Here is a 13,530-nt window from a genome sequence, read left to right on the forward strand (position 1 = left end):
CTCGCCGACCGTGCCGGAAACGCCCGCGTCCGAGCGCAATCTGAAGGATGACCGCGCCCGCGAGGGCCGCCGACAATTGGTCGCGGTTGTATTCGCGAAAGGAGCATGGCCGATGGTGGAGCAAGCGGGCGACCTCGATCCGGACGTGATCGCCAAGCGTGTCGAGGAGATCTGGAAGGACGTGCTGGACATGCCCGAAGGGCGGCGTGACCTCACGTTCTTCGACCTGCAGGGGCAGTCCATCTCCGCGGTGCGCATCACCGCCCGGGTCGAGGACGAGCTCGGTGTGCCGGTCGACGTCGGCATTCTGTTCGAGGATCCCGACCTGGACCGGTTCACGAGTGCGGTGCTGGCCGCCGCGACGACGCCGGTGGCCTGAAAGTTCATAGCAACGTCGTTTTCACCAAAGCCTCAGGAACACCCGCCGGGCAATTCCCGGCGGGTGTTCCTGAGGCTATGTTTCGTATTTCCCCGGGCTCACGTCAGGGCGTGCTCGGGGGCCGGCGCGGGGCCCGTCGCCCGGCCGCCGCGCAGGACGCGCAGCATCGTGCCCGGGCTCATCAGCGCCGCCGGCGGGTCGACCAGCCCGGCGACCCGGAAGAAGGTCCGGGTGACGGCGCCGTCGTGGACCGCCGCCGCGTGCAGCCGCGACATGTAGGCGTTGGCGAGGCGCACCTTGAGGGTGCGGGGGCCTTCGACGCCCGGGAAGCCCAGGTCGCCGCCGGTCGAGATCTCCCACGGCACGCCGATCAGCGGCTTGATCTCGCGGAAGAACCGCAGCGCCTGCGGGTCGCCGAAGCGCTGGAGGTGTTCGCGCAGCGCGACCGCCTCCAGCGCGGCGGCGGTCATGCCCTGGCCGTAGACCGGGTTGAACGCGCACACCGCGTCGCCGAACACCAGCAGCCCGGCCGGGAACTCGCGCAGCCGGTCGAAGCGGCGCCACACGCTCGCCGCCACGCGGAAGCTGACCGCCTCGTCGACCGGCTCCGCGGTGCGGATGGTCTCGTAGATCTCCGGGGCCGGCAGCGAGCGGGCGAAGGCGAGGAACCCCTCGTGGTCGGTGGGCGGGTAGTCGCCGAGGATGCCGGTCAGCGACAGCATGGAGACGCCGTCGCCCAGCTTGGGGAAGAACGCGCCGCGCGGGAAGGCGGGGGAGGCGACCGGGTTGATGCTCAGGTCGGTGCCGTACGGGTCCTCGCGCAGCCGGAAGTGCCGCGTGGTGTACGCCATGTCGATCTTCACCCGGTCCTCGGCCGGGCGGGCGTAGCCGAACTCCTCGAGCCACGCCGGCATCCGGGAGCCGCGGCCGGTCGCGTCGACCACGAGGTCGGCCCGCAGCACCTGGGTGGCGGCCGCGGCGCCGTCGTCGAGCACCTCGACGCCGATGACCCGCTTGCGGTCGGGGGTGGTGACCAGGCCGCGGATCGTGCAGCCCTCCAGGAACTCCACATTGGACAGCTCGGCCACCCGCGCGCGCACGTGGGCCTCCAGCACCGGCCTGGTCGCCGACACGCTGGAGAGCCCGGTGCGGGCCTGGCTGAGGCGCTTGCCGTTGAAGTACCAGCGCAGGTTCCCGGAAAGGTCGCCGGCGAGCACGCCCTCGGCCGCCATCGCCTTGTCGAGGCCCGGGAACAGCTCCTCGAGGATGTGCTGGCCCTTGGCGAGCAGCGCGTGCGCGTGCCGGCCGTGCGGCACCCCGCGGCGCGGGTCCCGCACCCCGAGCAGCCGGTCGCGGTCCACCAGCGACACGTGCCGGTACGAGTCGGCGAGTATCCGGGCGGCGAGCAGGCCCCCGATGCCACCGCCGAGCACCACGGCTCGGTCTGCGACGTAGTCAACCATCCTGGCCGTCCTCCAGTCGTGAGTCTGATCGGGTCGGGGGGCCCGCGGCGTCGGGCCGGCCGTTCATCAGGTCGGTGCGCAGCCGGCGCAGGTCCTTGAACGAGTCGAGGTCCGGCACCGTCCAGCCGTCCAGGTCGTACTCGGACAGGCACGCGTCGGCGAACGCCTCGTAGCCGTCGGTGAGGCCGCCGGCCATCTGCGCGGAGAGCAGCGCGACGCGGGTGTCCTCGTGGCTGCCGGCGTAGTTGCGCTCGTACAGCTCGTGCCGCCCGCCGAACTCGGTGCCGACGGCGTCCCACAGCAGCTTCATGACCTTGACCCGCTGTACCGCGTCGACGCCGTTGGAGCCGCGGACGTAGGTGTCGAGGTACCGCCGCAGGTCGGGGTTCTGGAAGTCCTCGGCGCTGGAGTTGACGTAGATCAGTCCGCTGGCGACGTCCTGCTGGACGATCTCCTTGATCCGCGGGTAGCCGATCTGCATGAACCACCGGTAGGCCAGGCCGTACTGGGGGTTGGGCAGCACCGCGCCGCCGGTCCACGGCACCGGGTTGCGCGCCGCGGCGTCGGACAGCGCCCAGAACAGGTTGCGCCACGCCAGGACCTCGCCGAGGCGGCTCTGCACGCCGCGGAAGTCGCGGGTGCCGGTGATGTCCAGCGCCTTGAGCAGCAGGCCGGCGATGAACTCCAGCTTCACCGCCAGCCGGGTGCAGCCGTGGAAGGTGAACCGCTCGGGAAACCCGGAGCGCCCGGTGAACAGCTGCACCTTGGCCAGGTCGCCGTAGATGAAGACGTTCTCCCAGGGGATGAGCACCTTGTCCAGCACCAGGATCGAGTCGTTCTCGTCGAGGCGGGAGGAGAGCGGGTAGTCGAACGGGCTGCCGGTCATCGCCGCGGCGGCGCCGTAGGACGGCCGGCAGATCAGCTTCATGCCGGGCGCGTCCATCGGGATGGTCGCCACGACGGCGAACTTGCGGTCCTTGATGGGCAGCCCGTAGTGCGCGATGAAGTTGTAGTGGGTGAGCGCCGAGCCGGTGGCGACCACCTTGGCCCCGCTGACCACGAGCCCCGCGTCGGTCTCCCGCTCCACGTGCACGAAGACGTCCCCGACCTTGTCGGCGGGTAGCTTGCGGTCCACCGGCGGGTGCACGATCGCGTGGTTCCAGTACAGGACCTTCTCCTGCGACTCGCGGTACCAGCGCTGGGCGTTGGCGGAGTACGGCGCGTAGTACTCGGCGTTGGCCCCGAGCGTGCCGAGGAACGACGCCTTGTAGTCGGGGCTGCGGCCCATCCAGCCGTAGGTGAGCCGGGCCCAGGCCGCGATCGCGCCCTGGTGGGCGACCAGGTCCTCGGCGCTGCGCGGGGTGGTGAAGAACCGGTGCGTCCAGCCGTCGCTGCCGGGCGCGTCGGTCGGCGCGGTCAGCACGTCGCGGTGCTCCGGGTCGTGCAGCGCGTCGTAGAGCCGGGCGACCATCCGGACGGGGTTGCGGAACGCGAGGTGCGTCGTCACGTCCCGGACGCGCTCGCCGTAGATGTAGACCTCGCGGTCGTCGCGGAGGCTCTCGACGTACTCGTCGCCGGTCAGCGGGCGGGTGGTCATGAGCACCGATGGTGGCAGCCGCCGGCGCCGCGGCCCTCTCCCATCGTGCGCAGCTGCCGGCGCCGCGCGCGTGCGCCGGGCAAGGACCGCACGGCCGGAGATGCCGGGCGGCCCGCCGGTCGGCACGGTGTCTGGTGGACGGTTCGGCGTGGACTCGAGAGGAGTCAGATGGCTATGACGACGACGGATGCTCCAACCCGCGAGGATCTCGTCGGGCGCGCGGCGGAGCTGGTGCCCCTGCTGCGCAGGCACGCGCCGTGGGCGGAGGAGCACCGGCGCCTGCACGAGGAGGTGGTCGAGGCGCTCACCGCCGCCGACATGTTCAAGCTGCGCCGGCCGCGGCAGTACGGCGGGCTCGAGGTCGACACCCGCACGCTCGTCGACGTGGCCACCGAGCTCGGCCGGGGCGACGGCTCCGCGGCGTGGGTCACCTCGGTGACGTGGATCCCCGGCTGGATGGCCTGCATGTTCCCCGACCACGTGCAGGACGAGGTGTTCGCCGGGCCGGACACCCGCGTGTGCGGCACATTGAGCCCGTCGGCGATGGCGTTCCCGGCCGAGGGCGGCGTCGTGGTCAACGGCAAGTGGCAGTTCATCAGCGGCGCCCACCACGCCGACTGGCAGGTCGTCATCGCCATCTACGTGCCGGCCGAGGGCGAGCCCTATCCGGTCATCGGTCTCGTGCCGATGTCCGACCTGCTCATCGTCGACGACTGGAACACCTTCGGGCTCAAGGGCACGGGCAGCGTCAGTACCGTGGCCAAGGATCTCTTCGTCCCGCAGGACCGGATTCTGCCGCTGCCGGTGGTCCTGGCGGGCCAGTCGACCTCGAAGGTCAACGCGGAGTCGCCGATCTACCGCAGCCCGCTGCTGCCGGTGGCGTCGGCGTCGTCGGTCGGCGCGATCGTCGGGCTGGGGCGCGCGGCCCAGGACGCGTTCCTGCACCGGCTCCCGGGCCGGAAGATCAGCTACACCGGCTACGACAGCCAGCGCGAGGCGCCGGTGACACACCTGCAGGTCGCCGACGCGGTGCTGCGCCTGGACGAGGCGGAGTTCCACGCCCACCGGCTGACCGCGCTGGTCGACGGCAAGGGCGCCGGCGGCGGCGAGTGGACGCTTACCGAGCGGGTGCAGGCCCGGGCCGACATGGGCGCCGTCGTGCAGCGCGCCAAGGAGGCCGTGGACATCTTCGCCGGGGCCAGCGGCGGCTCGTCGATCTACACCGACCTGCCGATCCAGCGGGTCATGCGCGACATCCACGCGGTACACCTGCACGCCCTGATGCACCCGAACACCAACGCCGAGCTCTACGGCCGCGTCCTGTGCGGCCTGGAGCCCAACACGCTCTACATCTGACCGGCCGCGGCCCAGCCCGAGAGGACACAGCATGACGAGCAGCACGACCAGCCCGACGGACCTGTCCGACGCCGACAAGGCGGCGGTCGCGTCGCTGACCCAGCGGGTCATCGCCGCGTGGGCGTACCACGACGCCGACGCGTTCGCCGGCGTGTTCGTCGACGACGGCACGATGACGATGCCCGGGGTGCACCTGAAGGGGCGCGCGAGCATCCGGGACTACATGGCCGACGGCTTCGCCGGCCGCTACAAGGGCACCCAGGTCACCGGCAAGCCGATCGACCTGCGCCCGCTCGGCCCGGACGCGGCGATCCTGCTGTCGCAGGGCGGCGTCATGGCGGCGGGGGAGTCCGAGGTGTCCGACGCCGAGGCGATCCGGGCCGCCTGGGTCGTCGTCCGGCACGACGGCCAGTGGCGGCTGTCGGCGTACGTCAACACCCCCCGCGACAAGGCCGCCTGAGCGTCACCCGGCCGCAATACCCGCGCCGCCCCGCCGTTTCCGGCGGGGCGGCGCTGTCGTCCGGGTGCGTTTTCGAACAATGCGGACGCGGGTCTCGGAAAGCGCCACTATCCCCTGTCTATTCAGGAACATCGATGAGCACGTTTTGAGAAGACATAGATACCCGTACCAGTGAAGATAGCTGTGGTCCGCATTCTTTTCGGGAGGTTGAAATCGGATCGCAGAAATGGCCGCCAAAGACTCTTCCGACCAGTTAAGGGGGACCGTTGCCAGCGCAACCTGTCGGTTTGATGCGCCGACTCATCCCAATCTGCTTCGTTCTCGTGGTGGTCGGCGCGTTGTACGTCAACGCGCGGCTGCCTTCCGTATCCGCCTCCGACCGGGCGGCGATGGCGGCACGGTTCAAGTTCACCGAGCTGCCGATCGCGATGCCGCCGGGCCTGCCCGAGCACACCGTGCGGGTGGTCAACCCCAAGTACGAGCACATCAAGGCGTGGATCTCCTCGGTCGGGGCCGCGGTGGCCGTGAACGACCTCGACGGCGAGGGCGTGGCCAACGACCTGTGCCTCGTCGACACCCGCAGCGACTCCGTGATCGTGACCCCGGCGCCGGACAGCGGCGACACCTACGCGCCCTTCGTCCTCGACCCGTCGGCGAAGCTGCCCATGGGCCCGGCGATCGCGCCGATGGGCTGCACGCCCGGCGACTTCAACGCCGACGGCCGGATGGACATCCTGGTCAACTACTGGGGCCGCACCCCGGTGCTGTTCATGCACAAGGCCGGGGCGAAGTCGCTGAGCCTCGATGCGTTCGCGCCGGTCGAGCTGATCCCCGGCAAGTCCTCGCCCGACGGGGGCTACCAGGGGGCGCTGTGGAACACCAACGCCGTAGCGGTGGCCGACTTCGACGGTGACGGCCACGCCGACATCGGGGTGTTCAACTACTTCCCCGACACGCAGGTCCTGGACCCCAACGGCCACCCCGACGTGACGATGAACCACTCGATGTCCCGGGCCCAGAACGCCGGCGGCGCGCACGTCATGCACTGGAAGTCCGCGACCGCGGGCGACCAGCCGACGGCCACGTTCGAGGAGCAGGTCGCCATCGACCCGAGGTACTCCACCGGCTGGACGCTCGGCTCCGCCTCGGCGGACCTCGACGGCGACCTGCTGCCGGAGCTGTACCTCGCCAACGACTTCGGCCAGGACCGCTTCTTCCACAACGTCTCCACCCCGGGCCACATCAAGTTCAAGCTGGCCGAGGGGAGCCGGGGCCCGACGACGCCCAAGTCCCTGGTCGTCGGGCACGACTCGTTCAAGGGGATGTCGGCCGAGTTCGGCGACCTCGACGGCCGCGGCCGGTTCGACCTCTTCGTCAGCAACATCACCGAGTCGTGGGGCCTGGAGGAGAGCAACTTCGTCTGGAGCAACACCGCGGCGACCCCGGAGGCGGCCCGCGCCGACCTCGCCGACGGCGTCGCGCCGTTCGAGAACAAGGCCGCGGCGAAGAACCTCGCCTGGGTCGGCTGGGGCTGGGACGCGAAGATGGCCGACTTCGACAACAGCGGCCGGCTCGTCGTCGTGCAGACCTGCGGCTTCGTCAAGGGCACCATCAACCGGTTCAACTGGCTGCAGGAGCTCGCGATGAGCAACGACCTGCTGCTGCAGGAGCCGGACATGTGGCCGAAGGCGGAGCCCGGTGACGACATCGCCGGCTCCAACCCCCTGGCCTTCTGGGTCAAGGAGGAGCACACCGGCCGGTTCACCAACCTCAGCGCCAACCTGGGCCTGGCCGTGGAGACGCCGACGCGCGGGCTCGCGGTCGCCGACACCGACGGCGACGGCAGCCAGGACTTCGCCGTGGCCCGCCAGTGGGGCCCGCCGGCGTACTACCGCAACGGCAACACCGCCAAGAACGACTTCCTCGGCCTCCGCCTGTACCGCCCGGCGACGACGGCCACGACCGGGACCGCCGGCACGACCGGGACCGCCGCGACCACCGGTGCCGCCGCGACCCCCGCCTACGGCGCGGTCGTGCGCATCCGCACCGCCGACGGCCGGGTCCAGGTGGCCCAGCTCGACGGCGGCGGCGGGCACTCCGGCAAGCGCAGCTTCGACGTCTTCTTCGGCCTCGGTGCCGCCGGCGCCAAGCCGGTCTCGGCCGAGCTGAGCTGGCGTGACACCACCGGCGCCACCCACCACCAGAAGCTCGACCTGAGCGCCGGCTGGCACAACCTCATGCTGACCGACCAAGCCCAGGAGGTGACGACGCCGTGACGGACGTACAGCAGGCCCCCAAGACCGATGCGGTGCCCACCGCGACCCCGCCCGCCAAGCTCACGCCGGCCGCACCGGCGCGGCCGGAGCCGGCGGCCACCCCGGGCAAGGCGCCCCGGGTCGACGCCCGCGACCCGCGCTACCTCGCGCTGCGCAACTTCGCGATCTCGATGAGCATCTTCAACATCCTCGGCTACACCGTGCTCGGCTTCGAGCAGCCGTGGACCTGGCCGCTGCTGTCGCTGCTGGTCGGCTACACGGCGGAGTTCGCCTTCGAGACGGTGCAGGCGCGGGCGCTGCGCCGGCCGGCCGCCTACTCGGGCAACGGGGCCTGGGGCGTGTACACGTTCCTGCTCCCGACCCACATCACCGCCCTCGCGGCCAACATGCTGCTCTACGCCAACGACGTGTTCTGGCCGATCGCGTTCGCCGTCGTGGTCGCGGTCGGCGGGAAGTACGTGCTGCAGGCCCCGATCAACGGCCGGATCCGGCACTTCATGAACCCGTCCAACCTCGGCATCACCGTGGCGCTGCTCGCGTTCCCGTGGGTAAACGTCGCGCCGCCGTACCACTTCACCGAGCACGTGCCGGACGTGATCCGCATCGTCGTCCCGGTCGTCATCATCACCGCCGGCACCGTGCTCAACTCGATGCTCACCAAGAAGGTGGCGCTCATCGTCGGCTGGGTCGGCGGGTTCGTCATCCAGGCGCTGATCCGCCACTACGTGTGGGACGTCGCGCTGTGGGCGGCCCTGGCCCCGATGACCGGGGTGGCCTTCGTGCTCTTCACCAACTACATGATCACGGACCCGGGCACGACGCCCGGCCCCGCGCGCAACCAGTTCATGTTCGGCGCGAACGTGGCAATGGTCTACGGCGTGCTGATGCTGTTCAACGTCGTCTACACGCTGTTCTTCGCCGTCACCATCGTGTGCCTCCTGCGCGGCCTGTTCTGGTGGGTCAAGTGGCTGCGGGGGCGGCGGGCGCCGGAACCCGCGGCGACGCCGGCACCGGCGGCGGTGCCCGTCACGGCATGAGCCCGGGCCGGGCGGCCATGGTCGCCCGGCCCGTACCAAAGGTCGCGCCGTTCCCGGCGTCACCGGCACCATCAGGCGGCTCCGACCCGGAGCCGCCTGAACCCGTACGGCAGGAGGGAAGCTTCCATGACCACTGCCCCCCGTTCCCTGACCCGCCCGGCCGGCGGCGGCCTCGAGCGCCCGATCCGCAGAGGCGCGGTCGTCGGGTGGAGCGTCGCCGCGGGCCTGCTGCTCGCCGTGCTCTGGTCCTTCGAACTGGTCGACAAGGTGATCGGCGACAACGTCGCCAACACGCTGCTCGGCCACGACGCCAAGAAGACGGCGATCGCCGGCACCGCGGCCGGCCTGGTGTTCGCGTTCGTCTCCGGGCTGGCCGGCACCTTCACCGCCTGCAACATCGCGATGGCGGCGTCGATCGGCCCGCTCAGCATCGCCGGCGGGGAGGCCCAGCGCCGCTCCGGGCTGTTCCGGACGCTGCTGCGGCCGATCGGCTGGCTCACCCTCGGCATGGTGTCGGTCTCGGCCGTCTACGGCTTCGTCGGCGTGCTCATCGGCGACGACCTGCCGCAGCTGTCGACCGCGATGGTCGGCACCGTACCGGTACGTCTCATCCAGTCGATGGTCGTCTTCGGCGTGATCGGGCTGGCCCTGACCTACCTCGGGCTCGCCGCGCTGGGGGTGCTGCCCGACGTGTTCCGCGACCGGCCCGTGGGGCGGGTCGTCGCGCTCGGCGCGCTGGTCGGCGGCTTCCTCATCGGCCGGCCGTACCCGCTGTTCAACAAGCTGTTCCACTGGGCCGCCGACACGCACAACCCGCTGTACGGGGCGGCCGCGTTCGTCCTGCAGTCGCTCGGCAACATCCTGATCGTCACGGCCCTGTTCGCGCTGCTGACCCTCGGCACCGGCGGCCGGTTCCTGCGCTGGATGGCGGCCGCGCCCCGGCGCACGACCGTCATCACCGCGGCGCTGCTGATCGCCCTGGGCGTCTTCACCGTCGTCTACTGGGACGTGCGGGTGCCCTCGATGTTCGGCTGGGGCTGGTTCCCGACCATGCCGTACAACACCTGACCGCCGGGCCCGGGCCGCGGCCGGACCGGTCGCGGCTCAGGCCGGCGCCAGGCGCCCGTTGGGCATGTGGACCACGCGCAGGAAGGCGGGCAGGCGCCACGGCCGCGGGCCGCCGACGACGACGTCGCGGCGCAGGGCCGCGGTCGCGGTGCCGATCCGCCCGAACAGCATCAGGTTGAACCGGGCCGGCCGGAACGTGACGCGCACGTCGTAGGGCTGCTCGTCCGGGGCGATCCACACCCGCCGGTCGCCGAGCATGATCGTCGCCTCCGGGGTGTGCGCGGAGCGGAACCGCACGGCGATCGGGCGGCGCGGCATCGGCAGCGACGTGTTCAGCAGCGTGCCGTAGTCCAGGCGCAGCATGCCGAGGAAGAACTGGTCCCAGTACAGCGCCGCCTCCTCGTCCGGCATCGGCCACGGGCGCCGGGCCGCACGGGCCATGTCCCAGCCGTGCACCAGCAGCTCGTTGACGAGGTGCGACACGACGCCCGAGACCGGGACGAGGGACGAGCCCAGCCACGGGATCGGCGTCTGCGGCGCCATGTCCGCGGTGGCGGCGAGGATCCGCTCGATCGCGTCGCCGAGCGCGGCGGCCAGCACGGCCGGGTCGCGTTCGGCGAAGTGGCGCAGCACGAGGGCGTTGACGTCGGCGACGGTGTCGACGTTGGTGGTCGACATGACCTCGGCGAGCCCGGGGACGTCCAGCAGCCTGGTCCCGGGCTCGACGAGCTCGACGTACAGCAGCGCGATCCCCAGCACGTGGGCCGCGGAGTCCGCGATCGTCCAGTCCCGCGTCGCCAGCGCCCGGGGGTCGTCCGCGCCGGTGAGCAGGGCGCGGAACCGTGCTCCCGCGCCGCGCAGGGCCGACCGGGCGAGCGTCCACTGTTGCGTCACGGATCCACGGTCGCAGACCGCCCGCGGTGACCGGAACTCCTGGCGTGCTGCACTGCGGGTCAGTGGTGGATGTGGTCCGGCTTGGCGTCGTCGAAGATGGACTTCCAGTCGTCCTTGATGAGCTTGGCGCGGCCGTAGTCCATGGCGAGGATGACCACGTCGGCCCCGGTGACGGCGGCGTTGGCGGCCCTGGAGATCCTGGGCATCGTGACGGTGCGGCCGGGCTTGGGGACGTACCTCAGGCGGCACGTCGGAGGTACTCCCGCAGACCCTCTCGTGCGGCATCCTGCTGCGCTCGGACAAGACCCGCGAGCTGATCCAGGTCCGCCACGGCTTCGAGGTCCAGGCCGCGCGCCTGGCCGCGACCCAGGCCCCGGAGGCGGCCCGCGCACGGCTGGCCGTGCACACCGCCACGATGGAGCGGAGCCTCGACGACTTCTCCCGATTCGCCGCCGCCGACATGCTGTTCCGGTGGAGCGCGCTCTCAACGACCCCGAGCACGCCAAGCTCACCCTCGACGCCTGACAGAAGCGACCGCGATACGGACTGTGCCGTGCCTTCGGGCTCGCCGCGGCAGGCGGGTGGCTCGGGGCCGATGGCGGTCGGCACCCGAGCCGGTCGATCCGCGGGGCATCAGGGGTTCTTCGGGTCCTCGCCGAAGCCGTTGCACTGCCGTCCGCCATTGATGCAGTACTGGACGAGGTAACTCTGGCGCGCCGGGTCCCAGCCGTTCATGAAGTCGTAGTGGAACGTGTAGCTCGCGCCCGAGGCGTAGGCCAAGCCGCCCGTGTCGCCGTTCTTCAGCGGGTACGGCAGCTTGATCTCCAGCATCGGGAGCGGGACCGGGTGGTCGGCCGGGCACACGCCCGAGACCGGCCACGCCATGTGGGACTTGTGGTCGGCGGTGTCCAGGTGGACGCCGTCCCAGCAGCTCGGTGCGGTCAGGCGCACCTGCAGCGTCGCGCCCGCCGGGCAGGACGGCGGGATGTCCGCGCCCTTGTAGCCGGTGCACTGCCAGTTGCCGGTGAAGTGGGCGACGTCCGGGGTCTTGGCGTCGCCGACCAGGAGCTTGAACCCGGCCGGGAACGGCTTGACGGTGCGGTAGTCGCGCACGGCGGACTTGTAGTAGACCGTCGGCTTGTCCGGCTGCAGCGGCACGCCGCGCTGCAGCAGGGTCGGGAACCAGTAGCCGGACGCGTCGAGGGTGTCCTCGCACGAGGTGGCCCCGCCGACCAGTGACTGCGGGGTCGAGTTCGCGTTCACCGACGGGTTGCCGATGAACGAGTGGTTGTGCGAGGCGCCGGGCAGGCCCGGGAAGACGATCGGGTCGTCGCTGAGCGTGTGGTTGACGGTGCAGTTGGCGTGCATTTCGTGGTACTGGGCGCGGGGCGGGTCGTCGGCGGCGAGCGCCGGGCCGGCGATCGCGGCGGCGCCGGCCAGGGCGAGGGCCGCGACGGCGATGGGCAGCATGGATCTGATGCTCATGTTCGACTCCTTGGCGGTGAATCGAGCATCGGCAATTGGTAGCTGCGGACCGTAGCAGCCTCCGCGACGGCGGGGAAAGCGCTTGCCATTGAGTTGCCATGCCATTTCATGGTCCACATTGGACGCATCGTGATCGATTTGGCAACTCATGGCAAACGGTTGTCCACGGCTGAGCGGCGGGCCTACCGTCCAGTCATCCGCCCCGCCGTACCGCGCCGCGCCGTTCACGCCGCGCGGCGGCGAATACTGCCCGGGAGCCGCCATGCAACCCATACGCCGAACACTGCTCGCCGCCGCGCTGCTGCTCGCGGCGGCCGCGCTCGTCGCCGTCGACCGGCCCGCGGTCGCCGCGGCGGCGTGCGGTACCACCAATGCCGCCCTCAATCGTCCGGCCACCGCTTCGTCGTCCGAGAGCGCGAGCCTCGGCCCGGCCAAGGCGGTCGACGGGTCCGGCTCGTCGCGCTGGTCGAGCGCGCACGGTGTTGATCCACAGTGGATCCAGATCGATCTCGGGGCCACGACCCAGATCTGCCAGGTGGTACTGACGTGGCAGCGGTCGTACGCGACGGCGTACCGCATCGAGGTCTCGGCCGACGGGGTGAGCGGCTGGAGCCCGGTCTACTCGACCACGACCGGCGCCGGCGGCACCGAGACCCTGGCGGTGAACGGTTCCGGCCGCTACATCCGGATGTACGGTACGACGCGGGCGACCCAGTACGGGTACTCGCTGTACGAGTTCGCCGTCTACGCCGGCGATCCCGGCGGCCCGCAGTTGCCGGGCGGCGGCGATCTCGGCTCGAACGTGGTCGTGTTCGACCCGGGCCAGTCCTCGGCCACCATCCAGGCGCGGCTGGACCAGATCTTCACGCAGCAGGAAAAGAACCAGTTCGGCGACGAGCGCTACCAGCTGTTGTTCAAGCCGGGCTCGTACTCGGGCCTCAACGCCCAGCTCGGCTTCTACACGTCGATCAGCGGCCTCGGCCAGAACCCGCAGGACGTGCAGATCCACGGCGACGTCACGGTCGACGCGGGCTGGATGCAGGGCAATGCGACCCAGAACTTCTGGCGCTCGGCCGAGAACCTGTCCCTGTACCCGGTGTCGGGCACGGACCGGTGGGCGGTGGCCCAGGCGGCGCCGTTCCGCCGGATGGACGTGCACGGCGGCATGACGCTCGCGTCGCCGAACTGCGGGTGGGCGTCGGGCGGGTACATCGCCGACAGCCGGGTGAGCGGGCAGATCAGCCCGTGCTCGCAGCAGCAGTGGTTCACCCGCGACTCGACGATCGGCAGCTGGAAGGGCGCCCTGTGGAACATGGTGTTCTCGGGGGTCCAGGGCGCGCCCGCCACCAGCTTCCCGTCGCCGGCGATCACGACGCTCGCCACGTCGCCGGTGACGCAGGAGAAGCCGTACCTGTACGCGGACGCGTCGGGCTACAAGGTGTTCGTGCCGTCGCAGCGCACCAACAGCAGCGGCGCGACCTGGATCAACGGGCAGACCCCGGGCACGTCGCTGCC

Annotated in this window: 13 protein-coding genes; 8 read left to right on the top strand and 5 right to left on the bottom strand. The window is 71.0% G+C overall.

The annotated features are described in order from the left end of the window. The first annotated feature begins 10 nt into the window (after nt 1-10). The gene (locus AB0B76_RS50700) at nt 11-379 is read left to right on the top strand and encodes a phosphopantetheine-binding protein (RefSeq protein ID WP_360390892.1); all 369 of its coding nucleotides are present in this window, start codon (nt 11-13) and stop codon (nt 377-379) included. A 98-nt stretch (nt 380-477) separates the two neighbouring features. Here the strand turns inward: AB0B76_RS50700 and AB0B76_RS50705 are convergent, their stop codons facing one another. After that, a complete protein-coding gene (locus tag AB0B76_RS50705; RefSeq protein ID WP_360390894.1) occupies nt 478-1,842 on the bottom strand; it encodes an FAD-dependent oxidoreductase in 1,365 nt (454 codons plus the stop codon). Next, nucleotides 1,835-3,439, bottom strand: coding sequence for a 4-hydroxyphenylacetate 3-hydroxylase N-terminal domain-containing protein (locus tag AB0B76_RS50710; protein ID WP_360390896.1), 1,605 nt, complete (start codon nt 3,437-3,439; stop codon nt 1,835-1,837). The genes AB0B76_RS50705 and AB0B76_RS50710 overlap by 8 nt, the downstream gene beginning before the upstream one ends. Before the next feature lie 174 nt (nt 3,440-3,613). On the opposite strand from AB0B76_RS50710, the gene AB0B76_RS50715 reads away from it, so the two are divergent. From AB0B76_RS50715 to AB0B76_RS50735, 5 genes are all read left to right on the top strand, one after another. Next, nucleotides 3,614-4,795, top strand: coding sequence for an acyl-CoA dehydrogenase family protein (locus tag AB0B76_RS50715; RefSeq protein WP_360390899.1), 1,182 nt, complete (start codon nt 3,614-3,616; stop codon nt 4,793-4,795). 31 nt (nt 4,796-4,826) lie between these two features. Further along, nucleotides 4,827-5,255, top strand: a complete 429-nt coding sequence (locus AB0B76_RS50720; RefSeq protein ID WP_360390902.1) for an SgcJ/EcaC family oxidoreductase — start codon at nt 4,827-4,829, stop codon at nt 5,253-5,255. A gap of 290 nt (nt 5,256-5,545) precedes the next feature. Beyond that, entirely contained in the window at nt 5,546-7,531 is a 1,986-nt protein-coding gene (locus AB0B76_RS50725; protein WP_360390904.1) for a CRTAC1 family protein, read from the top strand. Then, a complete protein-coding gene (locus AB0B76_RS50730; protein WP_360390907.1) occupies nt 7,528-8,568 on the top strand; it encodes an enediyne biosynthesis protein in 1,041 nt (346 codons plus the stop codon). The genes AB0B76_RS50725 and AB0B76_RS50730 overlap by 4 nt, the downstream gene beginning before the upstream one ends. Nucleotides 8,569-8,694: 126 nt before the next feature. Continuing rightward, nucleotides 8,695-9,636 (top strand): hypothetical protein, encoded by a 942-nt coding sequence (locus tag AB0B76_RS50735; RefSeq protein ID WP_360390910.1) that lies wholly within the window; start codon nt 8,695-8,697, stop codon nt 9,634-9,636. A 36-nt stretch (nt 9,637-9,672) separates the two neighbouring features. Here AB0B76_RS50735 and AB0B76_RS50740 read toward each other — a convergent pair whose 3' ends face one another. Together AB0B76_RS50740 and AB0B76_RS50745 are read right to left on the bottom strand one after the other, a co-directional pair. Further along, nucleotides 9,673-10,530: a maleylpyruvate isomerase N-terminal domain-containing protein gene (locus tag AB0B76_RS50740; protein WP_360390912.1), complete on the bottom strand. Its 858-nt coding sequence runs from the start codon at nt 10,528-10,530 to the stop codon at nt 9,673-9,675. A gap of 59 nt (nt 10,531-10,589) precedes the next feature. After that, nucleotides 10,590-10,736, bottom strand: a complete 147-nt coding sequence (locus AB0B76_RS50745; protein ID WP_360390915.1) for a hypothetical protein — start codon at nt 10,734-10,736, stop codon at nt 10,590-10,592. A gap of 110 nt (nt 10,737-10,846) precedes the next feature. Between AB0B76_RS50745 and AB0B76_RS50750 the strand changes: the two genes are divergently transcribed. Then, nucleotides 10,847-11,236 (top strand): hypothetical protein, encoded by a 390-nt coding sequence (locus AB0B76_RS50750; RefSeq protein WP_360390924.1) that lies wholly within the window; start codon nt 10,847-10,849, stop codon nt 11,234-11,236. Here AB0B76_RS50750 and AB0B76_RS50755 read toward each other — a convergent pair. After that, complete coding sequence (locus tag AB0B76_RS50755; RefSeq protein ID WP_360390917.1) at nt 11,164-12,015, bottom strand: DUF1996 domain-containing protein; 852 nt, start codon at nt 12,013-12,015, stop codon at nt 11,164-11,166. The two genes, AB0B76_RS50750 and AB0B76_RS50755, sit on opposite strands and share 73 nt — an antisense overlap. Before the next feature lie 262 nt (nt 12,016-12,277). Here AB0B76_RS50755 and AB0B76_RS50760 point away from each other — a divergent pair. Next, nucleotides 12,278-13,530 (top strand): discoidin domain-containing protein (locus tag AB0B76_RS50760; RefSeq protein ID WP_360390919.1); only part of this gene is annotated, 1,253 nt, incomplete at its 3' end.

This window comes from Dactylosporangium sp. NPDC049140, from assembly GCF_040648435.1.

Coding starts and splice junctions, on each gene's coding strand:
- AB0B76_RS50705 (WP_360390894.1), bottom strand. CDS start 1,842: ATGGTTGACTACGTCGCAGACCGAGCCGTGGTGCTCGGCGGTGGCATC.
- AB0B76_RS50710 (WP_360390896.1), bottom strand. CDS start 3,439: ATGACCACCCGCCCGCTGACCGGCGACGAGTACGTCGAGAGCCTCCGC.
- AB0B76_RS50715 (WP_360390899.1), top strand. CDS start 3,614: ATGACGACGACGGATGCTCCAACCCGCGAGGATCTCGTCGGGCGCGCG.
- AB0B76_RS50720 (WP_360390902.1), top strand. CDS start 4,827: ATGACGAGCAGCACGACCAGCCCGACGGACCTGTCCGACGCCGACAAG.
- AB0B76_RS50725 (WP_360390904.1), top strand. CDS start 5,546: ATGCGCCGACTCATCCCAATCTGCTTCGTTCTCGTGGTGGTCGGCGCG.
- AB0B76_RS50735 (WP_360390910.1), top strand. CDS start 8,695: ATGACCACTGCCCCCCGTTCCCTGACCCGCCCGGCCGGCGGCGGCCTC.
- AB0B76_RS50745 (WP_360390915.1), bottom strand. CDS start 10,736: ATGCCCAGGATCTCCAGGGCCGCCAACGCCGCCGTCACCGGGGCCGAC.
- AB0B76_RS50755 (WP_360390917.1), bottom strand. CDS start 12,015: ATGAGCATCAGATCCATGCTGCCCATCGCCGTCGCGGCCCTCGCCCTG.